The sequence below is a fragment of the Providencia sp. JUb39 genome (assembly GCF_012272845.1).
GTDB lineage: Bacteria > Pseudomonadota > Gammaproteobacteria > Enterobacterales > Enterobacteriaceae > Providencia > Providencia lanzhouensis.
Genome location: NZ_JAAWXD020000001.1, coordinates 2000865 through 2025394, shown reverse-complemented (window position 1 = coordinate 2025394; position 24530 = coordinate 2000865). Strand labels below are relative to the sequence as shown.

At 38.9% G+C, this 24530-nt stretch carries 24 protein-coding genes; 12 read left to right on the top strand and 12 right to left on the bottom strand.

Going from position 1 to position 24530, the window contains the following annotated elements:
* The first annotated feature begins 128 nt into the window (after positions 1 to 128).
* Both HFU86_RS09280 and HFU86_RS09275 read left to right on the top strand, forming a co-directional pair.
* On the top strand, positions 129 to 1556 hold the full coding sequence (locus tag HFU86_RS09280) for a Na+/H+ antiporter NhaC family protein (protein WP_132495933.1): 1428 nt from the start codon (positions 129 to 131) through the stop codon (positions 1554 to 1556).
* Positions 1557 to 1571: 15 nt separating this feature from the next.
* On the top strand, positions 1572 to 2561 hold the full coding sequence (locus HFU86_RS09275) for a D-cysteine desulfhydrase (protein WP_132495932.1): 990 nt from the start codon (positions 1572 to 1574) through the stop codon (positions 2559 to 2561).
* A gap of 45 nt (positions 2562 to 2606) precedes the next feature.
* Here HFU86_RS09275 and HFU86_RS09270 read toward each other — a convergent pair whose 3' ends face one another.
* On the bottom strand, positions 2607 to 3530 hold the full coding sequence (locus HFU86_RS09270) for a DMT family transporter (RefSeq protein WP_187129094.1): 924 nt from the start codon (positions 3528 to 3530) through the stop codon (positions 2607 to 2609).
* Between the two features lie 108 nt (positions 3531 to 3638).
* Between HFU86_RS09270 and HFU86_RS09265 the strand changes: the two genes are divergently transcribed.
* Entirely contained in the window at positions 3639 to 4508 is an 870-nt protein-coding gene (locus HFU86_RS09265) for a LysR family transcriptional regulator (protein ID WP_187129093.1), read from the top strand.
* Here the strand turns inward: HFU86_RS09265 and yqfB are convergent.
* Entirely contained in the window at positions 4505 to 4834 is a 330-nt protein-coding gene (gene yqfB, locus HFU86_RS09260) for a N(4)-acetylcytidine aminohydrolase (protein ID WP_132495929.1), read from the bottom strand. The genes HFU86_RS09265 and yqfB overlap by 4 nt on opposite strands.
* Positions 4835 to 4952: 118 nt before the next feature.
* Here yqfB and HFU86_RS09255 point away from each other — a divergent pair, with 118 nt between their 5' ends.
* Positions 4953 to 5735: a GNAT family N-acetyltransferase gene (locus HFU86_RS09255; protein WP_187129092.1), complete on the top strand. Its 783-nt coding sequence runs from the start codon at positions 4953 to 4955 to the stop codon at positions 5733 to 5735.
* 49 nt (positions 5736 to 5784) lie between these two features.
* Here HFU86_RS09255 and HFU86_RS20120 read toward each other — a convergent pair whose 3' ends face one another.
* On the bottom strand, positions 5785 to 6714 hold the full coding sequence (locus HFU86_RS20120; RefSeq protein WP_187129091.1) for an acyl-CoA thioester hydrolase/BAAT C-terminal domain-containing protein: 930 nt from the start codon (positions 6712 to 6714) through the stop codon (positions 5785 to 5787).
* Between the two features lie 522 nt (positions 6715 to 7236).
* Here HFU86_RS20120 and HFU86_RS09245 point away from each other — a divergent pair.
* On the top strand, positions 7237 to 8025 hold the full coding sequence (locus tag HFU86_RS09245) for a GNAT family N-acetyltransferase (protein WP_132495926.1): 789 nt from the start codon (positions 7237 to 7239) through the stop codon (positions 8023 to 8025).
* 70 nt (positions 8026 to 8095) lie between these two features.
* Here HFU86_RS09245 and ddlA read toward each other — a convergent pair whose 3' ends face one another.
* Both ddlA and HFU86_RS09235 read right to left on the bottom strand, forming a co-directional pair.
* The gene (gene ddlA / locus HFU86_RS09240; protein ID WP_036948064.1) at positions 8096 to 9199 is read right to left on the bottom strand and encodes a D-alanine--D-alanine ligase; all 1104 of its coding nucleotides are present in this window, start codon (positions 9197 to 9199) and stop codon (positions 8096 to 8098) included.
* A 135-nt stretch (positions 9200 to 9334) separates the two neighbouring features.
* The gene (locus tag HFU86_RS09235) at positions 9335 to 10210 is read right to left on the bottom strand and encodes a LysR family transcriptional regulator (RefSeq protein WP_187129090.1); all 876 of its coding nucleotides are present in this window, start codon (positions 10208 to 10210) and stop codon (positions 9335 to 9337) included.
* A gap of 219 nt (positions 10211 to 10429) precedes the next feature.
* Between HFU86_RS09235 and HFU86_RS09230 the strand changes: the two genes are divergently transcribed.
* The gene (locus HFU86_RS09230; protein ID WP_187129089.1) at positions 10430 to 11053 is read left to right on the top strand and encodes a LysE family translocator; all 624 of its coding nucleotides are present in this window, start codon (positions 10430 to 10432) and stop codon (positions 11051 to 11053) included.
* Between the two features lie 6 nt (positions 11054 to 11059).
* Here HFU86_RS09230 and HFU86_RS09225 read toward each other — a convergent pair whose 3' ends face one another.
* Together HFU86_RS09225 and HFU86_RS09220 are read right to left on the bottom strand one after the other, a co-directional pair.
* Entirely contained in the window at positions 11060 to 11539 is a 480-nt protein-coding gene (locus tag HFU86_RS09225; RefSeq protein ID WP_132495923.1) for an NUDIX hydrolase, read from the bottom strand.
* 28 nt (positions 11540 to 11567) lie between these two features.
* Positions 11568 to 12905: an aminotransferase-like domain-containing protein gene (locus HFU86_RS09220; RefSeq protein ID WP_187129088.1), complete on the bottom strand. Its 1338-nt coding sequence runs from the start codon at positions 12903 to 12905 to the stop codon at positions 11568 to 11570.
* 86 nt (positions 12906 to 12991) lie between these two features.
* On the opposite strand from HFU86_RS09220, the gene HFU86_RS09215 reads away from it, so the two are divergent.
* The 3 genes from HFU86_RS09215 (at position 12992) to HFU86_RS09205 (ending at position 18190) form a co-directional block, all read left to right on the top strand.
* Positions 12992 to 13903 (top strand): DMT family transporter, encoded by a 912-nt coding sequence (locus HFU86_RS09215; protein ID WP_187129087.1) that lies wholly within the window; start codon positions 12992 to 12994, stop codon positions 13901 to 13903.
* Positions 13904 to 14015: 112 nt separating this feature from the next.
* Entirely contained in the window at positions 14016 to 15107 is a 1092-nt protein-coding gene (locus HFU86_RS09210; protein ID WP_165906934.1) for an efflux RND transporter periplasmic adaptor subunit, read from the top strand.
* Entirely contained in the window at positions 15104 to 18190 is a 3087-nt protein-coding gene (locus tag HFU86_RS09205; protein WP_187129086.1) for an efflux RND transporter permease subunit, read from the top strand. The genes HFU86_RS09210 and HFU86_RS09205 overlap by 4 nt, the downstream gene beginning before the upstream one ends.
* A gap of 85 nt (positions 18191 to 18275) precedes the next feature.
* Here the strand turns inward: HFU86_RS09205 and HFU86_RS09200 are convergent, their stop codons facing one another.
* Entirely contained in the window at positions 18276 to 19082 is an 807-nt protein-coding gene (locus HFU86_RS09200) for a tetratricopeptide repeat protein (RefSeq protein ID WP_187129085.1), read from the bottom strand.
* 165 nt (positions 19083 to 19247) lie between these two features.
* Complete coding sequence (gene leuE, locus HFU86_RS09195) at positions 19248 to 19889, bottom strand: leucine efflux protein LeuE (RefSeq protein ID WP_132495918.1); 642 nt, start codon at positions 19887 to 19889, stop codon at positions 19248 to 19250.
* A gap of 460 nt (positions 19890 to 20349) precedes the next feature.
* Here leuE and HFU86_RS09190 point away from each other — a divergent pair, with 460 nt between their 5' ends.
* From HFU86_RS09190 to HFU86_RS09180, 3 genes are all read left to right on the top strand, one after another.
* Positions 20350 to 21051, top strand: coding sequence for an AzlC family ABC transporter permease (locus HFU86_RS09190; protein ID WP_132495917.1), 702 nt, complete (start codon positions 20350 to 20352; stop codon positions 21049 to 21051).
* Complete coding sequence (locus tag HFU86_RS09185) at positions 21048 to 21362, top strand: AzlD domain-containing protein (protein ID WP_132495916.1); 315 nt, start codon at positions 21048 to 21050, stop codon at positions 21360 to 21362. The genes HFU86_RS09190 and HFU86_RS09185 overlap by 4 nt, the downstream gene beginning before the upstream one ends.
* Before the next feature lie 101 nt (positions 21363 to 21463).
* A complete protein-coding gene (locus tag HFU86_RS09180; RefSeq protein ID WP_132495915.1) occupies positions 21464 to 21931 on the top strand; it encodes a DUF1456 family protein in 468 nt (155 codons plus the stop codon).
* Positions 21932 to 21988: 57 nt separating this feature from the next.
* Here the strand turns inward: HFU86_RS09180 and HFU86_RS09175 are convergent, their stop codons facing one another.
* The 3 genes from HFU86_RS09175 to HFU86_RS09165 all read right to left on the bottom strand — a co-directional run bounded on the left by HFU86_RS09175 (position 21989) and on the right by HFU86_RS09165 (position 24512).
* The gene (locus HFU86_RS09175) at positions 21989 to 22879 is read right to left on the bottom strand and encodes a LysR family transcriptional regulator (protein ID WP_132495914.1); all 891 of its coding nucleotides are present in this window, start codon (positions 22877 to 22879) and stop codon (positions 21989 to 21991) included.
* Between the two features lie 44 nt (positions 22880 to 22923).
* A complete protein-coding gene (gene accA, locus HFU86_RS09170) occupies positions 22924 to 23883 on the bottom strand; it encodes an acetyl-CoA carboxylase carboxyl transferase subunit alpha (protein ID WP_187129084.1) in 960 nt (319 codons plus the stop codon).
* Between the two features lie 107 nt (positions 23884 to 23990).
* Positions 23991 to 24512 (bottom strand): GNAT family N-acetyltransferase, encoded by a 522-nt coding sequence (locus HFU86_RS09165; RefSeq protein ID WP_108478156.1) that lies wholly within the window; start codon positions 24510 to 24512, stop codon positions 23991 to 23993.
* Between the last annotated feature and the right edge of the window lie 18 nt (positions 24513 to 24530).

Here is a 24530-nt window from a genome sequence, read left to right as displayed (position 1 = left end):
CAGCATGGATTTTGTAACAATCTACGGCAATATAATGAAAATATCCGACAGCCTACTTCCATCAATGCTATGATTTCCTGATATTTATAAACTACACGTCATACAATAAAAATATCCAAGGTAAACACATGCACGACTATGGTATTTGGACAATTATCACGCCAATTGTCACTATCCTTTTAGCTATTCTCACTCGACAGGTGATGCTTTCATTAATGCTCGGTATTTTAGTCGGTTTTACCGTCATTAATGACCACAATGTATTACTCGGCATTCGCGGAACTGTGGATGGCATCATCGATACATTTTCTTCCGCCGGCAACACTCGTACCATCGTCTTTATGGTCATGATTGGTGGGATTATGCGCCTAGTAGTCGTCACAGGCGGTGTTCGTGCATTAGTTCAGCTACTGACAAATAAAACAAAATTAATTAAGAATAGAACGGCAACACAATTACTCGCCATAGTCATTACTGCCTTAATTTTTATTGAGAGTTCCATCAACCAGTTAGTCGCGGGGGCATCCACTAAGAATTTAGCCAGACAATATGGCGTTGCCCCAGAAAAGATGTCCTATCTTATTCAAACCGCCTGCGTTTCTGTCTGTTCATCAGCTATTATAAATGGTTGGGGTGCAGTGATTATGGGACTCATTGGTGTACAAATTTCCCAAGGTCTTATTTCAGGTGAACCCTTCGATATTTTAATTAAATCTATCGGCTACAACTTAATGGCATGGCTATCATTGGCCACCATTTTATTCTATGTGTTCACCAATGTTTCGTGGGGACCAATGAAAAAAGCCGAAATGAAGTATCAAGAAAATTTCATGGCAGGAAAATTAGCCGAATCTTCACTTAAAAATGAAGAGGAAGAGATTATTGAACATCCGAATGCCCATTCAGCCTTGAACTTTTTCATCCCTATTCTTTCGACTGTATTAATGGTTCCAGTGGCCTTATATATCACAGGTGATGGGGATTTCAGTAAAGGGAGCGGCTCAACGTCCGTTTATTGGGGCGTAATGTTCGGTACCGCAGTTTCTTTTTGTTGGTTTATCGGAAGAAGGCTATTAAATATTGATAGCTTCTTTAAAGAGCTATTTATTGGCTATGCCAGCATGTTAAAAATCAGCTCCATCATGATTTTAGCTTTCTTGATGGGAAATGTATCTTCTGAACTGAATACGGGTGCTTATATTGCTGAAGTTACTCAAGGCATTATGGCACCTGGATTCTCTATCGGCTTTATCTTTATCATTAGCGCTATTATGTCGCTGGCTACGGGTACCTCATGGGGAACCTTTGCCATTATGATCCCAATTGGTGTTCAATTAGGGTTATCCGTCGGTATGCCAATTGAATATATGATTGGCGCAGCCATATCAGGGTCTATTTTCGGCGACATGACCTCACCTATTTCTGCGGATGCCATTGTTGCCTCTATGGCTACTGATTGTGATCATATTGAACATATTCGTACTCAAATGCCTTATGCATTAGTAACAGCAAGCTTCGTACTTGCCATTTATCTCTATTTAGGATTTACCAATTAATACAGGGGAATTTAGATGTCTCTTCAACAAAAATTAACTCAGTTCGCAAAAGTTGACTTGCTTAAAGCATCGACCCCATTGAATCGACTCGATAATTTATCGCGTTTATATGGTCGAGAAATCTACATTAAACGCGATGATATGACGCCGTTAGCAATGGGCGGAAATAAGCTGCGTAAACTTGAGTTTTTAATGGCGGATGCCTTAGCTCAAAATGCAAAGATTATCGTGACAGCGGGTGCGATTCAATCTAACCATGTTCGTCAAACTGCTGCGGTAGCGGCAATGTATGGACTAAAATGTGTCGCTCTATTAGAAAATCCTATTCAAAGTGAAGACAGCAATTTCCTGCATAATGGCAATAAGCTCCTCACCGATTTATTTGGTACTCAATGCGTCATGTGTGACGAATTAACCGATCCACAAGCACAAATGGTGGAGTTAATTAAATCGTTAGACTTGCAAGATGCTTATATCGTCCCTGTCGGCGGTTCTAACGGTCTGGGCGCATTAGGTTATGTTCAATGTGCGATTGAAATTGCTCAACAAAAACCGACCAATATTGAATTTGATAAAGTGATTGTGGCTTCTGGTAGTGCCGGAACTCACGCAGGCTTAGCAATTGGCTTGCAAGAATTACTCCCTACTTCACAACTCATTGGTGTCACCGTTTCTCGTAAACAGCAAGATCAGGCACCAAAAGTTGAAAAACTGCAAAATGAATTAGCAGAATTACTGCAAATTAAAAAAACACCTGACATTACACTTTGGGATGATTTTTTCGCACCAATGTATGGCATGCCAAACCGCGGTGGTTTAGATGCAATAGCGCTATTAGCTCAAAAAGAAGGGATCCTTCTTGACCCAGTTTATACAGGAAAAGCCATGGCGGGTTTGATTGATTATTTAGACAATTCATCTGAAAAAACACCTGTATTATTTGTCCATACTGGCGGCGCTCAAGCCCTTTTCGCCTATTCAGAAATCAACAAAACCATTAAATAATAAATATCGCTCTATGGAGTCAGTTATTTCCATAGAGCGCCTATTTTATACTCGCGATTTATTCGTTACCCATAACCCGAAGATAATCACTATTCCACCCAATAATGCAGAAAATGTAATTTCCTCATTTAAAAACAGCGTTCCGATTATTACCGCCGTCAACGGATTAAGTGCAATGAATGACCCGGCTCCCGCGGCACCTAACTGATCAACACCTTGGTAATACCAAATATAAGCCAGTGCTGAGCCTAATACGCCAAGGTATAACAGGCTCATAACATCGATATTTGTTAAGTGTGTAATCGCGCTAAGCGTTAATTGCCCCATGATACTTGATGCGATAACCAATAATGCAGTTCCTAATAGCACGGCATAAGCGACTGTATGTATAGCGCCAATTTCACGGATGACTTTTTTACCTGCAACGGTATAAATCCCCCAACTCACGACACAACCTAATATGGCAAGATCACCTTGGTTTGTTAAAAATCCACTCACATTTGACATTTTTGCTGATAACAATATTGTTGCCCCTAATACACAACAACCAATACCCACGCCTTTAATTTTCGTGATTTTTTCTCGCCATAATAAATAGGAAATTAAGGCAATCATCGCAGGATTAATTGCTACTAACAGTGCCGCTCGAGATGCAGGAATAAGCTGTAGCCCGTAGAAAAAAAAGAGTTGGTAGATAAATACACCGCTACATCCCAACAAGAGAATTTGAAAAAACTGACGCAAATTCACTTTTATCCAACCAATACGAGTGCAACTCAGCAAAATAACCAATGCAACACTCGCAAAAATAAAGCGAAGCGTCGCTGAAAATAACGGTGATATATCGGTTTGTAACACCCTACCAGCAATGAATGTTCCTCCCCATAATATCGAGACACAGATCATTTTTAGAACAACAATATTGACTGACTTTTGTTGAACCTGTCTTTTTGTTATTTTTAATTCCATCGCGATGTTTCCCCATCCTGATCAGATATTGTGTACTTTATTGACTCAATCATTCGATACAGATAAGGTATTTGTTATCCAAGATCATAATCAAATAAGTATTTACTCATGACACTAAGCCAACTGGAAATATTTACCCGTGTTGCTGAACTAAAAAGTTTTACCTTGGCGGCAATGTCTTTGAATATTTCCCAATCAGCGGTTTCACATGCCATTAAATCCCTTGAAAAAGATTTCAATGTCAGTCTATTTACGCGGGAACAAAATCAAGTCACTCTGACCGAAATTGGCAATACGCTGTTAAATCGCGCCCAGCATATACTGAGCCTTCAAGAAGCAATGAGGCAAGAAGCACTAGCGTCTAATGGATTAAAGAAAGGTGTTTTACGGATAGGATCTTTCGGCCCCGGCTCTTCAACGGGTATTTTGCCCCCATTATTAAAGGCCTTTCGTCAGCAATACCCAAGTATTGAAATTATTGTTGATGAGGGAGACGACGAGAGCGTGGCTCAATGGTTGCAAGAAAAACGTATAGATATTGGTGTGGTCGTCTTGCCAGATGAACGCTTTGATACTTTTCCCATAAAACACGACCAATATGTGGCAATTTTACCGCTAAACCACCCTTTGACTCAGTACGACGGAGTGACACTGAAGCAATTGTGTGAGTACCCCTTCAACTTAACTCAAGCCGGTTCAGGCAAAATAGTGATGGGACTATTTTCTGCACAAAAGCTGACACCTAAAATTCAATTTAGAACTCGCCAGCTTCTTAGCACCTTTTCATTAGTTGCACGAAATGAAGCTGTATCGATTGTGGCTCAACTCGCCATCCCTGAAAATATTAACAACATCGTCGTAAAGCCATTAATTCCCCGCGTGACTCGGGATATTGCCTTTGCTGTTAATAATTACAGTGATGCGTCTCCAGCCACAAAAGCGTTTATTAAACTAGTAAACAGCCGTTATCATGATTAAGCGTTTTTCGTTGTTAATCGGTAATGAATAACATACAGGCAATTTTCTGTTGGATATATTTCACGAATTAAAGCTTTCAAGGTTTCTAATGTCATCGCTTCTTGAGTCGCGTGGTACTCTGAAATATCATCGTAGTTTAGTGGCTCAACAGACAGTATTTCAATGTCGGTATAGTACTCGCCAGTTTCTAAAGCGTGGACTTTGACAACGGAGCCTGGTACATAATGACTCTCACTTTCATCACGAATGGTGATCACTTTTTCACCGGAAACAACCAGTGGTAATAAACGCTCAAAGAACGTAATGGTATCGGGGATACTATTCATAGATATTCCTTAATCTTCTCTTAATTCAACAAATGCTATCCCATGTACCATAGTGGCAGCAATCTCAATTTGCTCAATAGACTAGGAACGCTCAGTTAATTTATTAGGACACAATGAAATGACTCACAACGAAGCGTGTTTTTACTCATTAGAAAATATTTTTTGGTCTGCTATTTGCCTAAAGACGCATCATGTAGAGCCAAATACGTTTGCCTATTTTACTGAGCTAAAAACTCCCGCTTTTAATTATATTTACTTGCATTCAGGAGCAACTATTGCTGGCTTTGAAGCGGCAAATACATTGTTTCAACAACAGTCAAAACCCTATATTTTAGTTGTTCATACCGATGAATTATCCAAGTTCTCAAATTGCATACAACAACATGATCTTATTGATGATGGTGAATCAACAGCTATGGTATTTGAACTTACGGAATATGAATTCAAAACGGAAAATCAGTTACCAGACGGCTATCATATAAAGCTTAGTAATCATAATCTCTCAGACTGGTCAAAACCGCTTATTACTGCGTTTCCTGTAGTCAATGAACTAGATTACGATAATGATGAATCCATCATTGATGAATATATTCGCTATCATCAGCGTGCGTTGGACAAGCAAACTAATATCATGCATTTTGTCTTATTTAATCAGCAGATCCCAGTATCATCACTAACACTCACGCTACACAATGACATTGCGCGCTTAGATGATATTGGTACAGATATTGAATTCCAAAGACAAGGATTTGCCACGGCATTGATTAAACATGCCTTACAGGTTTGTCTTCAACATAAAATCAAGCAGTGTTATTTGGAAGCGTCTAGCGATGGTTTGTCTGTTTATCAAAAACTAGGTTTTAAACCGATTTTTAAATATCACAGCTACATTTCAGAATAGAATCCCTAAATACCCAACTAAGAATTCTTTAGCTGGGTATCTACCCAACCTATTTTTTGATATTTAATTTTGTATACCAATCCTGAATATCAGCGATAACGACCGCAGTCTGATTATTGTCCTGACGGTCTTTAAAATAGTGGTCTAATGTGGAATAAGTTTTATAGGTAATATTCGGGTTATTAATCTCATTCATCATTTTTTGTGAACCTTCCACATCCACATTAATATCGGTGAGCGTTTGGATCACTAAATGGGGTTTACGAACACCTTGAAGCAGTTTTTTATTATCTATCGTTAAGGCTTCATACCACCAATTTTGTCCGTGATTACTGGGAAATTGGTCATCGTCTAAATGATCATGCAAAACCGCATCTGCAAACTGGTTAAATCCGTCTATTGCACCTTGCGCTTCTTCAGCGGGTAAACTTTTATTAATGCTGTAAATCACATCATTAATAAAAAACTGTCCGCCACCATTTAGTGAAATAGCCGCATCAATAAAATTAACTCTAGACGCAATAATATTCGTGACTATCGCTCCTTCACTACCACCTAATACAACAATATGCTGATACTGATTTTTCAACTGGTTAAGCACAGCAATATAGTTATCCACTCTCTCAAAATAAGAGTCATTTCTCATATATTCTACAGGACAGTTCTCTTCTAAGTTATTTGGGTCATGTAACCCTACATCCGGTGTTAAGCCTGTTTTTTCCACTAAAAGCACATCACTATTAGGTAATACTCCCCTAAAATTCTTAATCATGTTTTGGTTATTAAGGACACTTTTACAGTCGGAACCTTGGATTAATACCAATAATTCTTTAGAGGGATTAGAGTCACTTTTAAGTAGGTAATAATGGATTTCTTTATCATCGTGTTTCAGTATTTGCCTATCAAAAGGATTTTCAGCTGATTCTACAAACACTGAATAACCCACTAAATACAGGGCAACCAATATAAATTTTTGCATTACCTTAACGTAACCTCAGTCATCTTTTATTTTTCAAAAACAATACATTGAAGCATATAACATTTACAACTCTATTTATCTTATTTACGTCACTCTATTTAGCATATTTATGCAGGTACGATCTCTTTATTTCTACTATCATAATGGAAGAATTAGTAAGATAATCTCATTGAGTTACAAAGCTTTTTATAAATTTACATGACATTTTATAGAGTAAGTGAGCAATGTAAGATAGCATTAAATAACAATCTATCTGCATATCGCACGAAACGCCTTAATTTATCTTCAAATTTACTTTATAGATATTGATTAATGACACTGAAAACGTTGCACAAGAGTGAGATCTAAAGCTAAAGATAAGATGACAACTGCCGCAACGGTTGCTGATTTTAAAGGTTTAGTTATTATCAATAGATAGATCACAAAGGCTTTACTGCCAATAAGTTAACAAAATTTTACATGGAGTCAGATTTGTTATTTGCTCCATTTTGACTAACACATTTTGTATCAGGTAACTGACTAATGAACATACCGCTCTACTATTTACGACATTACCAATCGATCGAAAAGACGTTTTGGACTTCGATTTGTGAGCACAGTATCCAGATTGCACAACATACAATTTGTTATTTAACGCCATTAAACTCCCCAGCGTTCAATTTTATTTATCTGCAACCCGACTCTACTCATCATGCTTTTATGCAAGCATACAACCTGTTCGTATCGCAGAAAAAGAATCACACTTTAGTGATCCCTGAAGAGATGTTGCCAAAAGTCGTCAAAGATATTGAAGCACTTAACTATAAACGTGACAGCGTCACAACAGCAATGGCGCTAACATTGTCACAGCAAAAAGAAGTTGATTTGCCTGATAATCAGGTAGATATCGTGCTCGCAAACCATGATTTATCCCTTTGGGCTAAACCATTGGTTTCTGCGTTCTATCTTTCAGAAGAGCACGATACGGTGATCCAAGAGTATGTTCGCTACCACGAAGATGCCCTGCAACAAGGTGCACCACAATTCCATTTCGTCTTATTGGTCAATGGAGAGCCCGCAACATCCATGACGGTCACCATTGAAGGCGAATTAGCACGTTTCGACGATATCGGTACTGAACCTAAGTTTCAGGGTAAAGGCTATGCTTCTCAGCTTATTGATTATGCTCTCGCATTTTGTCGTCAACAACGAGTCGAACATTGCTTCTTAGATGCTTCAGAAGCAGGATTTGATTTATATAAAAAATTTGGATTTGAGCCGTTATTCCGTTACATCAATTATGTTTGGTGCAACAAAAACACAGTGAATTAATGAGATAACTTTATAGTGATATTGCCGATAGCAGGCTGCTATCGGCAAAAATTGCGGAAAATATCAGAGATTAAATTTCATCGCAGGCTGTTTTTAATGCGGCTGTTTGCTGGAATTTTTCAATCCCAAGTTCAATTAAACGACTGATCAATTCTTGATAAGTCATACCGCCTTGTTGCCACAGTTTCGGATACATACTGATATTAGTGAAACCCGGTAATGTATTGATTTCATTAATCACAACATCATTCGTTTCAGTTAAAAATACATCAACGCGGGACATACCGCTACAGTTTAAGGCTTGATAAGCTTCAAGTGCAATTGCACGGATCTTTTCACTCACATCTTGCTCTAAATCCGCCGGAGCAACAACAGACGCACCATTTTCATCAATATATTTAGTATGATAAGCATAGAAGCTGTCATGCAGCACAATTTCGCCACATGGGCTAGCTAGTGGATGTTCATTTCCAAGCACCGCACACTCGATTTCACGCCCTTTTACAGCGCTTTCAATCAGCACTTTTACATCGAATAAGAATGCAAAATCTAATGCCGTGTTAAACTCGCTTTCATTATTAACTTTACTGATCCCAACCGATGAACCTTGGTTAGCTGGTTTAATAAATAATGGTAAGCCCAGTTTCTCAACCGTTGCAGCATAGCTAATTTCACCACGACCGCTTTTCAATAGCGTAATAAACGGTGCAATGTGCAACCCTGCATCCCTTAAAAGGCGTTTGGTGACATCTTTATCCATGCAAGCTGATGAGCCTAGAACACCCGGTCCAACAAATGGCAGATTCGCCATACGCAGTAAACCTTGCAAAGAACCATCTTCACCTAAGTTACCGTGGACAATTGGGAAAATCACATCAATTTGTGGGAGAGGTTTAGCATCTTCTAGAGAAATGAATTGTTCACTTTGTTTGCCTGGAACGATTGCAATGCTACGCTTTGGAGTATTTAACGCGATATGAGCAGGATCATCGCCATGTAACAGGAAGTTCGCTTCATCATACTCATGCCATTGCCCTTCTTTATTAATACCGATAAGGCAAACATCAAACTTACTACGATCTAATCCATTAATAATATTTTTAGCTGATTGCAACGAAACTTCATGCTCAGTGGATTTACCACCAAAAATGACACCAACCCGAATTTTGCTCATTATTTACTCCAACATAAAGACATCAAAAACGATTCTGGGAAATATAGCACGCAGCGAAATAGTTAGGGCATAAAAACTTCACTACGCAAGTAGGTTCGGTGATTAAATGACCAAACCCTTAAAAGTATACAAATTTTATGCCGATTGCTGAGTTAACAACAGGCTTTGATTCACGTTTGTTTCCAACCATTCCATAAAAATGGCCGCTGGGGTACCTGCTTTTATTTCTTTGGGTGAAAGTAAATAATATGCCGAACCATCTTCAATGAAACCTTCTGGGGCCATTAATTGTTGTGTATTAATTTCATCAGCAACCATTAGGAACGATGCAATAGCAACGCCCTGTCCTGCTAATGCAGCCTGCAAACACAAGTAGAAATGTTCGAAATTAACTTGTTTATTATGTTGTAAATTGGCGCCACTACGGGCTTGCCATGTACGCCAAACATTTGGCCGAGAGGCTGGCACAAGCAAGTTCATCTCATGATAGGGTTGGCTATCATTTTTCTTGATAATGCCCATCCATTCTGCACATATTTTCTTCGCATAAATATTATCATCCCAAGTGAAATCATTACGACGAAGAGCAAGATCGACTCCCGCCTTATTAAAATCAATAGGACCACCTGCGGCAATCAAATGCACCGTCATTTCAGGGTGTTCCTGATAAAAATTGGTTAAACGAGGGATCAGCCATTTCATTGCGATGGTCGGTTCACATGACAAGCTAACAACTTGGTTATGAGAGCGCTGCGTAATTTTTTCGACGGTATCAGAAAGTTGCTGGAATAAGTGAGTTGTTGTTTGAAATAACAATTTACCTTCTTCTGTCAAAAAGATAGCTCGATTACGCCGTTCAAACAGTAAAACACCGAGATGCTCTTCAAGTAATTTTATCTGGCGGCTAATTGCACTGTGCGTAACATGCAGCTCTTGCGCGGCTTTAATAATACTTTCATAGCGCGCAACAACATCAAAAAACCGTAACGATGTTAATGGTGGCAGTTTCATAGAATTAATGTCTTCATAAAATTAAGGGGCTTATAAAATCAAGGAACTTATAAAATGAGTAGTTTCACAATTAAATAGGTAACGAAAACTGACAGATTTCATTGAGAATAAATCGCTTTTCCTCTATCTGCAATCTATTGATAATCAATATCTCTAATTAATCAAATCTATTTTTTACCCAGAAATTAAGTCAGTTTTTATTACCATTAGGATCTTACTATGAATGAAATTATCGCTGTTGCCACCATCACTATTTTGGCGGTTATTAGCCCTGGCCCCGATTTCGCTATGGTCACCAGAAATAGCTACTCCTATGGCACCAAAACGGGTTTACTCAGTGCTCTTGGCATTGCTGCTGGAGTGCAAGTTCATGTACTGTATACCATTTTTGGCGTTACTCTAATCATTATGAGTTCCCCTACATTATTTATGGCAGTCAAACTCCTTGGCGTCGCTTACTTGGTGTATATCGGCTTTAAATCCTTAACAAACAAAACAGCAATTAACGCCAGCGATAGCCTTAATCCCGCATCAGCACCCTCTTCATTTTCCGCATTTAAAATGGGTTTTTTAACCAATGCACTCAACCCTAAAACGATGTTTTTCGTTGTTTCGGTCTACACCCAAGTGATCCAAGCTGGTAATTCTCAATGGCTAAACTTCAGCTACGGGTTATTTATTTCTTTTGCACATTGGGTTTGGTTTAGTTTAATTGCTTTATTTTTTGCAGCACCGTTAATTAGAAATAAAATCTTAAAATATCAATTCATGATGGATAGAGTTATCGGTGCCTTATTAATTATTCTGGGTATCTCTTTGCTCTTTTTTAATATTTCATCATGACTGAATTCATTTCGAATGAGCCGAACCATTTTGAAAATATTCATTCACCATAATGGCAAGTTCCAATACATCTTTAGGAAGGTTTAACTCATTCATTTTATTCAGAGAAACCCAATGAAAATCCGCATTGCATTGGGTTTCTTCGTCTATGAGCTCACAGAGATAAACCATATCGATATGCCAATGATCTCCTTGGCGCTTATCTGCAATGAATTCTTTTAAAATAGCTAAAGGGATAGGTAAAGAGAGAGTATTTTTTGAATCATTTACCTTCGAGTGTAACGGATAGCGGCAATCAATCACTCGGCACCGTAAGCCTGTTTCTTCAAACACTTCACGAACAACGGTATCTTGTGGTTCTTCATTTGGATCAACGTGACCTCCAGGAGGTAGCCAGATACCTAGCTTAGGGTGCTCATGTAATAGAAATTCCCCTCGGGAATTACAGATCATCGCCGTCGCCGTAAAATGTTTGATATGTTCCACTATTTTTCTTCCTTTATACCTATCATCTTTATAAATCAATTAAGTACAATACAACGCCCCTAATCGCCGCTATTGCCACCGCCAGTTCTTCATGGGATAAGGTACTAATTGCTATTCTTAACGCCTGCGGTACTGAGTTTGATGTGCTGTAAGACTCCGCGCTGCTAATTGCTATATTTTGCTTTTTTAATTCACTGACGACTGCATCTGCACGTACGCCGTCAGGTAATGGTAACCAAACAAAGTAGCTGGCAGGATGCGCAATATAGGGTATATCCGTAAAAATTTTCTGAACTATTGCTTGCCGCATTTTTGCATCCCGTCGCTTATCTCTTTCAATAATATCGACCTCACCTTTTTCAATCCAATCACAAAGGATAGCCGTGGTTATTGCCGGTGTATTCCATGTTGTAATTCGGATAATACGCTCGATGTTTTCAATATATTGTTGCGGTGCCAGTACCGCGCCGACACGCAATCCCGTTGCAATATTCTTCGAAAAACCTGTTGTATAAAATGTAATTTCAGGTGCCAGCGTTGCTAATGGCACAGCTGCTGGTCGCTGTAAAAAGGCATAAGATCCATCTTCAATTAAGAAAAGTTTGTGCCGTTTGGCTATGTCCACCAGCTTTTTACGTTCCGATAAACTCATCACCCAGCCTAGTGGATTATGCAGGGTCGGCATCGCATAGTAAGCTCGAATTTTTCTCTGTTGGCATAGCTTATCCAACACTTGTAAGTTTGGACCATTTTCTGCCGTAGGCACAGATATCAGTTCTAAATGGTAAATTTTTGCAAGAGCCTTAAACCCCGGGTAAGTTAAGGCATCGACGGCAATAATATCCCCAGGACTGAACATACCTAAAATGATGGTAGCTAAACCATGTTGCCCACCACTCACTAAAGCTACTGTATCTGCCGTTGCATGAGTTAACCCACGCTGTTTTAAGTATTTAGCGACCGTTTTTCTTTCATGTTCCCGCCCTGTATGTTGTTGATAATAAAGAATCCCTTCTAGGTCACCACCAACCGCTATTTCCCGTAACGATTCCCGTAATAGTTTGGTTTGTTCTTTCGCAATCGGATAACTGAAATTCAGGTCTAACGCGTTTTTAGCGACATCTTGCTCAATACTTAACTTGGGCAATAGATTGATATCACGGACAAAGGTGCCTCGCCCGGTTTCCCCGATGATCAAGCCCCGTTCAATCAGTTCTCGATATACCCGAGAAGCTGTCACTAAGGAAATACCCGATTTTTCCGCAAAATAGCGATGCGTAGGCAAACGCTCCCCCGCTTTCAATTCGCCACTCATGATTTGCGCTGAAAGCAAGTCAACATGCTGCTTATAACGATTCTGAGTCATGAAATTGTACCTATGACAATTTTTTGATTGTCATGATTATGTCGATTAGCTTAGTAAAACTCAATTACTAATAATAACGGTCAATTATGAATCAAAGTAAATTATTAACATCAAGCAGCGTTTCCATAACGGATTCCTCTCATACTACTCGCGGTTGGATCAGTGGCTTTATTGGCGTTGCTATTTTTAGTGGCTCACTTCCCGCAACCAAACTGGCTATCAGTGGGTTTTCGCCCGATTATTTGACCATTCTACGGGCTACCATCGCTGGAATTTTGGCTCTGATTGTTTTGATAGCTTTACGCCAAAAAATCCCAGCAAGACAAAAGTTGATTCCTCTTCTTATCGTGACATTTGGTGTGGTACTTGGCTTTCCATTCTTAACTGCTGTTGCATTACAGTACATTAGCTCATCTCACTCCATTGTATATTTAGGGCTGCTTCCTTTGTCTACTGCTTTATTCGGCGTTTTACGAGCAGGCGAGCGCCCTCGCAAATTGTTTTGGTTGTTTTCAGTCATGGGAAGTTTATTTGTAATCGGCTTCGCAATTCTTCAAGGAGCCACTCACGCATGGCAAGGTGACTTATATATGGTCATTGCTGTGATTGTCTGTGGATTGGGCTACGCAGAAGGTGCTGTACTTTCAAAATCATTAGGGAGTTGGCAGGTGATTTGCTGGGCGTTGGTTTTAGCGTTACCCATCATGGTGATATTCAGTATTTTGCGCTTACCACCCACGTTTTCTACTGTACCATTTGAAGCATGGATGGGCCTAGGTTATGTCTCTCTATTTAGTATGCTAATTGGTTTCTTTTTTTGGTACCGAGGGCTGGCTGAAGGCGGAATTTCGGGCGTCAGTCAATTGCAACTATTACAACCGTTTATTGGATTAGTACTTTCCGCTTGGCTGCTTAATGAAACAGTTAATAGCGTCATGATCATGTCTACACTTGGAGTCATTTTGTGTGTCGCAGGTTCAAAACGTTTTTCACGTTAAATATTGAAATAACTAACCTTAACGGAAAATTAAGGTTTAACTTTGGTTTATGGTAATGCTGAGGCGATTTCATTAATTTACCCTCAATATCACGATTAGGATTTATGGGTTTATGAAACGTTTTAGTATTACCTCCCTACTGTTTTGTATGCTGTTTATATCGCCGGTCTCATTTTCTGAAACCATGCGATTAAGTGTGACTTCGCCTAAGCAAATACCCTATACGGAAACCTTGGTCTTACCAGGGACATTTGTTGCAAAAAATGAAATTGCGATTGGCTCACCTTTGCAACAACAAATGGTGATTGATGTGCTGGTTGAAGAAGGTCAATGGGTTGAAAAAAACCAACTACTCGCCATATTAGAATCTCCACTCCAAAATGCATCTGTAAGCCAGTTACAAGCTGAAACTGAAAAAGCCACAGCCTATATTAAGCAGCAAAAAGCTGTGGCAGAACAAGCGCAAAAAGAACTTTCTCGCCTAGCTCCGCTGGCTAAAACTGGGGTTATTTCTGCCAACGACTTTGAAAAAGCAAAATCAGAATCTTTAGCGGCTAATGCACTATTAGATGCTAATAAAGCAGAACTGCGTCAATTACAAGCTCAGCTCGCGAAAGAAAAAAGCCAACAAGATAAGTCACGGATCATTGCGCCTATTTCTGGTGTGATCAGTGAGCGTCATGCTATTCGCGGAATGTTAACGGATAATCAGTTACTGTTTAAAATCATTGAAGATGGTGAAATTGAATTTGATGCGTTAGCGCATATTTCAGAATTAAAACGTTTATCAAATCTGACGTTTATTCAATTAAAAGCGCCTAACAACCATCAAATAGCAGGAAAATTACGTTACTTAGCACCGAAAGTCGATCCTATTTCACAACAAGGAAAGATTCGTATTTCTCTCGCCGAAAGTGGAGATAATCTACAAGCTGGAGAATCAGGTACCGCGATTATTTCCAATCCAGAAAAACTGCAAACTACGCTCCCATACAGTGCCATTCGAACATTAGATAATGGTGAACGAGTTATTTTCACTGTTGTTGATAATAAAGTGAAGCAGCAAAAAATAGCGACCGGAAAAATTCATGATGGTCGTATCGAGATTTTATCCCCTATTTCGAGTGATACCGTTGTTGTCACCAATGCCCAAGCCTTTTTAACTGAAAATGATACTGTGACCCCAGTCAAGGATAGTCAATGAAACTCCAACTATCTTCATGGGCAATCACACGCCCTATTCCTACTATCGTTATGTTCTTAGCGCTCACGATTGCGGGTATATTTTCTTTTAATCAATTGCCTGTTACTGCAAACCCGGTAGTTAATTTTCCAATAGTCACAGTGACCATTACGCAAGATGGCTCATCCCCGACCGAAATGGAAAACGCTATCACGAAACCAGTTGAACGGGCAGTTTCTGGTATTCCAGGGATCCGTCATATCACATCAACCATCACTGAAGGCATTTCCACCACCACGGTTGAATTTGATTTAACCGTGGATGCCTATATTGCAACCAATGATATTCGGGAACAAATCGCACAAATCCGCAGTGATTTACCGCAAACAATTGATGAACCATTAATTAACCGTATTGATATCGAAGGCGGTGCAATATTACGTTACGCCGTTTCATCAGATAGCCAATCCCTTGCCGATTTATCTTGGTTTATTGATGATACAGTCAGTAAGCAGTTAATTACGGCTCACGGAGTACAAAAAGTTAGCCGCCTTGGTGGTGCTGATAGCGTTATTCGTATTGAGCCTGATACCGATAAACTTGCAGCATTACAATTGTCTATTCTGAGCATTAATGAATTACTCAGAAGCGTGCATCAAAATTCCGCTGGTGGCTCGTCTAAATATAATGACCTACAACATACTATTCGGATTTTAGGTGAAAAAAAGAACGTTGATGAAATTAACGATATTCAGTTACCTATTGGTAATCAACAGTGGATTAAACTAGGGGATATTGCTGCAATTTATCAGGGTCAAAAAACAGCCAAAACTATTTCGCAATTAAATGGTAAAGATGTAGTTGGTTTCGCCGTATTTCGTGCAAAAGGTTCCAGTGATACCGAGGTAGCAAATAATGTTGAACATGAACTTGCACAATTAAAACTGAAACATCCTGATATTTCTATTCAGCTTGTTTCATCAACCGTGAAATATACAGAATCAAGTTACCATTTAACGATCCAAACTTTATTAGAAGGTGCATTTTTAACCGTTATTATTGTCTTCTTCTTTTTAAAAAGTTGGCGAGCCACCTTGGTCGCGGCTGTTGCATTGCCTTTATCTATCCTTCCCACCTTTTTGGTATTGGCAATATTTGGCTATTCACTTAATAGTATGACACTGCTTGCTTTGACATTAGTCATCGGTATTTTGGTCGATGATGCAATTGTCGAAATTGAGAATATTCAAAAATACATAGAGCGAGGCGAACGCCCTTATTTAGCTGCGTTAAAAGCCTCGGACGCGATAGGTTTTGCCATTGTAGCCATCACGCTCACTATTGTAGCGGTATTCTTGCCCGTCAGTTTTATTGGCGGTTTTGTTGGTAAATACTTTGTGCCTTTTGGTATTACCGTTTCCGCGGCTGTTTTATCTTCGTTACTAGTAGCCCGATTAGTTACGCCATTAATGGCGGCCTATGTTTTATTACCTGCAAAAAAGAAAGTGACCGAACATTCTGTACCTAACTGGATCAATCGATATTCTCAATTGTTAGTAATGACATTGAAACATCGCAAACTCGCCCTTTCATTCGCATTTATATTTTTGATTGGTTCAATCTCCAGTATTACTTATCTGCCTATTGGCTTTATGCCTGAAGGCGATATTAGTGTTAGCCAGATTGAAGTGGAATTACCGCCGGGAACCCCTGTCGAAGAAACGCAAAAAGCGGTTAGGAATATGACTGAACAATTGAAGTCACGTACTGAAATAAAGTCAATTTATACCATTGCGGGGATCAGTGATGACGCCGATGGAATAGCTCAGCATAAAGGCCAAATAATTCTGACATTAACAGAACCAAATGAACGTGAAATGTCACAAAAACAGTTTGAAAACTCAATTTCTCACCTATTACAACAAACTCCAGATGCACGCTATACCTTCAGTAATAGCGAAGGAAATAAAGAATTTTCATTGACCTTTACAGGAGCTGATCCCAAAGAGCTAGAAATTCAAATACATAAGCTTCGCGATGCAGTTGCCAACGTAAATGGCATTAATAATGTGCGTGTTATTAAACCACTTTTACGTAAAGAGCTGATTATTTCCCCTGACCTGCAAGATTTAGGAAGAACTGCAGTTAATGTAGAAGAAATCGCCAATACATTAAGAGTGGCAACAATGGGAGAATCGAACTCTCGCAGCGCTAAGTTTAATTTACCGGATAGACAATTAACGTTACAGGTTGTTTTACCTGACAATCAAAAAAATGACGTAAGCGCGTTGCGTAATCTCTATATTCGTAGCGGTAACGATTTAACTGTGCCACTTAAATCCGTTGCTAACATTAATTTTAGCGATGGACCATCACAGATTGACCGCATAAATCGAGCTAGGAAAATGTCTATTGAAGGTAATTTAGATGGGTTATCACTTGGCGAAGCATTGGAACGCGTTGTCGAACTTCCTGAATATCAATCACTACCAAAAAGTATTGAGCCATTAGAGTATGGTGATATGGAGTTCATGCTCGATATGTTTGAACGTTTTAGTACAACAATGCTTTTCAGTGTACTACTGGTATTCGCCATACTCATTATTTTGTTTAAAGATTTTATGCAACCTATAACGATTTTAGTGGCACTACCATTCTCTATCGGGGGAGCCATTATCGCCTTAGTGTTATATGGTGCAATGATAGATCTTCCTGTCATTATTGGTATTTTAATGTTAATGGGAATAGTCACCAAAAACTCGATACTTTTGGTGGAGTTTATTCTTGAAAAAGAACGAGCTGGTTTAAATCGACAACAAGCTATTATCGAAGCGGGTCAGGAACGAATCCGTCCTATTATTATGACTACCTTTGCCATGATTGCAGGGATGATCCCCCTCGTACTCACAACTGGAGCTGATGCGGGATTTAGAGCACCAATGGCAGTTGCTGTTATCGGCGGCTTGATGAGTTCAACCGTTCTCAGCTTACTATTTGTTCCCGTTATTTATAGCTTGATGGATGATTTGAAAAAGAAAACATTGCCGTTATTAGCGAAATGTACATCTGTCACTCAATCTGATAGAGATATAAAACGCTGGTAGGGATAATTGCAATAATTTGGCTCTCCATACCAACGATGGAGAGCCAATAACGAGATGTTTTTAATGATTGTATTTGAAAGCTAACTTACTCTATTAACTTACTATTTTTTAATTTCACAGCCGTTTGATACCAGTGCTTATTATAATTTTGTGCCGCTTTGGGTAAAAGTGAATAGGTTTTAATCACTTCATCAATTAATGGCATCGCTTCAATCACACGTTTTTGTTCAAATAAAAACTCAGCGTAAGCAACCTTGTATTCAATATGGTCACGATGACTTAATAAGGCACGAAACTCATTATCAGCGTCTGTAACCAAACCTAAGCGCACTAAAGAACGAGCATATAAAAAATGTCCTGCATTCGAGTTAAACGTTGGATTTTTTTCACACAATAGGTCTAACGTCTCTTTACAATGCGCATATTCTCCGGCTTCATACAGTGCATCCGCATATTTCAACATAATATCCGGTGAATACTGATTAATTCCTTGCAGTGATTCCTGATAGTATTTAATCGCATTTTGATAGTCACCTTTATCGGTATATGCGTCTGCTAGTGTTACACAACTATTCGTGGTCGGATTTAATTCATACTCTTTTAGAGCTTGATTGATGCTTTTATTTGGGGCTAATTGTTTTTTAATCGCTCTTTCTAACTTATACCCATGGCGGGAATAACGCATAGCCGGCATCCAAATGACCAGCGCATAAACAACCGAGCCCAAAATTGGGAAAACAAATAAAATGAATAACCAATAAGAGTTTTGGTTACTCTTTATTGAATGGACAGCAAAATAAATCGCAGGAATAAAATAGATTAATAATCCCAGAATGTGCATAACAACCTCAATTAATATCAATTCGATGGTTTTGTATATGGCCGTACTCATACTTCCTTGTACAGCGGCTTACTTAGTCGTGACTAAATTAGCGTCATAATGACAGGCATCACTCTGAAGGCAAACAGGAAAAAACCTGAAAAGATAAATTAAAAACAAAAAAATAGCTGGCACATTCGCCAGCTATCCTTTGATAAAAATCTATAAATCAATAAATTAGGCTGTTAATGCTAATTTTGCACCGAACATTAAAAAGACAGCACCAATACAGCTATTTGAAAATTTAGATAATTTTTTATTGTGTTTTACCATATTGGTCACTGCAACAGCACCAAATATCAGCATTGATAGATAAAACATGCTGCATACTTCTAATATCACGCCGAGCACAAAAAATGGCACCCCTGCACTTGGGTACGCTGGGTCAATAAATTGAATAAAGAATGAAACATAAAAAATGATCATTTTTGGATTTAGTAAACTTAAAAAGACGGCTTTCTTATAAGTCCCTTTTGTTTCTAATATGATCCCATCGACATCTGTTGCAGATTCTTTTTTATGTAATACTGAATATAACGTTTTAATACCTAAGTAAAATAAGTAGGCAGCACCCGCATATTTGATCACGCTAAAAAATATAGGAGACGTTTTGACTAAAGACGCGACACCTAAGAATGATAAAAAAATGAGCAATGCATCACCAGTAAATACACCAAGTGCTGCTTTGTAACCATTTTTTACACCATATTTTGCACTACTCGTTAAAACAAATAGAGAATTAGGGCCTGGTACCAATGTAATAAAAATCACACCGATAAGATAAGTCCATAAGTTTGTAATACCGAAGTTTTCAAGCATGATAAACCCGCTAACTCAATAAAAGTTATAACAATTAATTCACATTCTTGCTTAATGGGTACTATAATACACATCTTTTATTTTTAATAAAAGATATCACCACCAAAATGTTAATATACAGTATATAAATCCAGTTATTTACTCATAATCCAGCCATTGATATAGATTTTAACATTTAAAGTTGAAATTAAATTCCAATCAAAATCACTTAATCAGCATCAAGCCAAAAAATTTTTTTAATCGATACAAAACTTCATAAACCAATAAAAAGTTAGTTTTTAATACCATTTAAAGTCTGTAGGTAGAGATAGTGATTTGTTCCACATTTCACGATATAACAATGGATACCTACAGCGTATCGAATAATAATTTTTACTCTAAATACCTGTAGTTAAATCAACATTGTCTTTGTTTAGACTTTTATTCAATGAATGACATTTCAACATACAGGTGCACATCGATGTCGTCTCAACAACCAAAGCCATGGCAACGCGCAATGATGGATGGAGCTGTCCATACATTACCCTTAAATCTTGCAGTTATTCCGTGGGGGGTTCTTGCGGGTTCCATGGCCATTGAAACAGGGCTTTCTTTTTGGCAAAGCATCGCAATGTCTGCAATGGTTTTTGCAGGCGCAGCTCAGTTAGTCACTCTAGGTTTACTCAATTCTGGAGCTGGCTACATTACAATTGTGATTTCTGTTTTCTTTATTACATCACAACATCTTTTATATGGGCTAACCATGCGTCCTCACGTAAAAGATTTCACGACACCACAACGGTTAAGCATTGGCTTTCTATTAACTGATGAGCTATTCGCCATTAGTGCAGCCAAGCGTCAAGCCCTCAGTTTTTCCTATTTATTTGGTGCCGGATTTAGTTTTTATCTTGTGTGGTTAGTCACCAGCCTATGCGGCATTGTGATGGCAAATTTGGTGGGTGATTTAAGTAAATTACATTTAGATTTCTCAGTCGTCGCGACACTATTGGCCATTGTCGTTCCACTCACTAAAAAAATAAGTACCGCCTGTGGTGTTTTATTTTCATTAATTACTGCAATTACCTTATCAATGTATTCGATCAGTAGTGCAATTGTGATTGCCGGCGTTGGTGGAATGTTTGTTTCTGTTGGTATCTCTCGCTTATTAAGGGAAGAAAAATGATCTGGATTTTAATTATCAGTTTAACGGCTGTCGTTTTCTCTCTACGTTATATTTTTCTGATCCCTCAATTACCCATACGATTACCATTAATTGTACGCCAAGCGCTCAGTTATTCTGCACCCTGTTTGCTTACCGCAATTTGCGCTCCTGTAATCTTATTAGAAAATCATGAATTACGTAGTTTCCCCGATAACCCTTATCTCTGGGGAGCTCTATTTTGCGTTGTGGCAGCATCTTTACTGAAAAATATGTTGATAACTGTCGGATTAACTTTAGTTTTTTTCTATGGACTTATTTACTTTATGGGCTAACCAAGAATTTATAAAGCATCGGTAGCCGCCTTTGCTTTATAATAACGTTTCATGGCTAATATAAGCCTGTTTTTTAATCGATCCGTTGGATAATTAACCCCATGCTAAATAATTACGTTTTACGAAGTGTTCGTTATATGTTGGATTTGAGCGATGCTCAGATGGTTGAAATCGTAAAACTTGCAGACTTTTCAGTCACAAAAGAAGAAATGAGCCTTTGGCTAAAAAAAGATACCGATCCAGACTACGTTGAATGTAGCGACCTTGTGCTCGGTCACTTTCTTAACGGATTGATTTATCATCGTCGTGGTAAAGATGAAAGTCGTCCAGCACCAGAAGTTGAAGATAGAATCAATAACAATATTATTTTCAAAAAGTTGCGTGTTGCCTTTGAACTGAAAGACGTGGATTTACTGGATATCTACCAATCTGTTGATTTCCGAGTTTCAAAACCAGAATTAAGTGCTATTTTCCGTAACCCAGAACATAAAAACTATCGTGAATGTGGCGACCAACTATTACGTTACTTATTAAAAGGCTTAACACTACGCCTACGCGGAAATAAATAACTCGGATCACCATAATGTTTATTGGCATTATGGCAATAGGCTGATAGTAATATCGGCCTAGATATTTTTCAGCAAGTAACTCAAAAAGGTATCAACTTTCGGCGAAAGTGAACGTTTTGAGGCATAAACAGCACGTAGCTCAATCGGCGCTGGATACATCTCATCAAAACTAACTTCCACCAATGTTCCTGTTTGAATTGCGCTTTGGCACCCCTCTTTTGATAAAATAGCAAATCCCAACCCATTAAGTGCCGCCGCACTAGCAAGAATACCGCTATTCACACGGTACTGACTGTTTATACTGACTTTTTTTAATTGACCATCATGCGTGCTAAAAACCCATGGCTGTCCCTGTAACGCACTAAAACTCGTGATACAGGGCATCATGCTGAGTTCATCCACGGTGCTGGGTATCCCTTGTTTTTCAATTAATTTAGGAGCAGCAACGACAACACTTTCCCATGACTTAACCAGTTTTGAGTGATAACTACTATCAATCAATGCTCCACGATGAAAAGTCAGTAATAAATCCACGTCATCACCAATAACATCCAGAGGGGCTAGCTGCGTGTCACAGTGGATGGCAAGGTCAGGATGAGTAAGCGCAAATTGAGCCAGTAAATCTGCAAATAATACACTGCCAAATTCACTTGGAATAGTTAACCGCAAAGTGCCACTTAATATTTTTGAGGTGCTAATTTGTTGCAAGATTTCATCTAATTCTAAATACAATTTTTGGCTTTTATTTAATAATAAAGTACCTTGTTCAGTTAAACGCATTTGCCGTGTAGTTCGTTCAATCAATCGGCAATTAAGTTGAGTTTCAAGCTGCTTAATTTGCCGACTCACATTTGATGTTGGCATTGAGAGATGTTTTGCTGCATTAGCAAAACTTCCCTGAGTGGCCACTGCAACAAATACCTTTAGTAAATTAAGATCAACAGACATAATACAACCTAATTTTAGTGTTCATTAATGCCCCACTAATAACATTAGCAATAGCCAATTTCCATTATTTTTTGGTAGCGTAGATCCAATAACGTATCCTTATCTAATGCACTAAGTTGGTTTAAATCGTAGATAAGTTGCTGCTTCAGATATTGTGCAGCTAATGCGTAATTTCGATGCGCTCCGCCTAACGGTTCAGGAATAATCGTGTCGATAATTCCCAGCGCTTTTAGTCTAGGCGCGGTCATTCCCATCACCTCAGCCGCAACTTGCGCTTTTTGGGAATCTTTCCATAAAATAGAAGCGCAGCCTTCCGGAGAGATTGCTGCGTATGTACTGTATTCCAAAATATTAATTCTGTCCCCCACACCAATCCCGAGCGCGCCTCCGGAACAACCTTCTCCGGTGATCACACAAATAATCGGCGTTGTTAGGCAAGACATTTCCTGAATATTGCGCGCAATTGCTTCAGCTTGCCCACGTTCTTCAGCACCAACACCAGGATAAGCCCCTGCTGAATCAATGAAGGTAATAACTGGCAGTTTAAATCGCTCCGCCATTTTCATTAATCTAAGCGCTTTTCGATAACCTTCAGGGGATGGCATTCCAAAATTACGTTTTACTTTTTCCTTCGTATCCCGCCCTTTCTGTTGCCCCATTACCATAACTGGGCGACCGTCTAAACGTGCTAATCCACCAACTAAAGCTTTGTCGTCAGCAAATGCTCTATCCCCCGCTAATTCCTGAAACTCAGTAAATATAAGAGAAATATAATCAAGCGTGTAGGGACGCATTGGATGACGTGCTAATTGCACTATTTCCCATGCACCTAAAGAAGAGAAAATATTCTCAGTGAGTGATTGGCATTTTTTTTCTAATAATTGGATCTCTTCATCAAGTTTTAGTTCTGATGGATGACCCTTTTGCTTAAAGGCATTTAATGCTTCAATTTTTTCATGAAGCTCAATAATAGGTTTTTCAAATGCAAGAAAGTGGCTAGACATAGTGACCTTAAAATCAACCAAGTAATTTTAAGAGTCTACTGAGAGGATCAATCCTATTCTATAAATAAGAATAGGATTGATAGTTATCAAAAATGGGATAATTAAGGCTAGATAAGATTTTTACGCAACAATACCGAGATACTGCCGTTCATGAACACTTCTTTATCTTGTATATACCCTAACTTTTCAGCAACACGCAGTGACGGTATATTTTGTGGTCCTATAAAGCAGATACTTTCTTGGTGTTTCTGCTCCGCGATTAACCAAGATAATGCAGCTTGCATCGCCTCCGTCGCGTAACCTTTGCCTTGATATTCAGGCGCAATCACCCATCCCGCTTCTGGAATACCTTTAACGTGGGGTTCAACAATGCGATGAAAATCGGCAAACCCAAGATCTCCCACATAATTACCTGTCGCTTTTTCTCTCACCGCCCAATAACCAAACCCGAGTAAAGGCCAAAGTCCACCATACGCGAGCATACGCATCCATGATTCGCGCTCCGTTGAGGGAACACCGCCAATATGCTGAACCATTGAACGTTGTCCCCATAACTGCGAAAGTGCTGAAAAATCACTAACCTCATGTTTTGCTAAAACTAACCTATCTGTTTCAAGTTTAGGGATCACGAATTTCCCTCCTCTAGA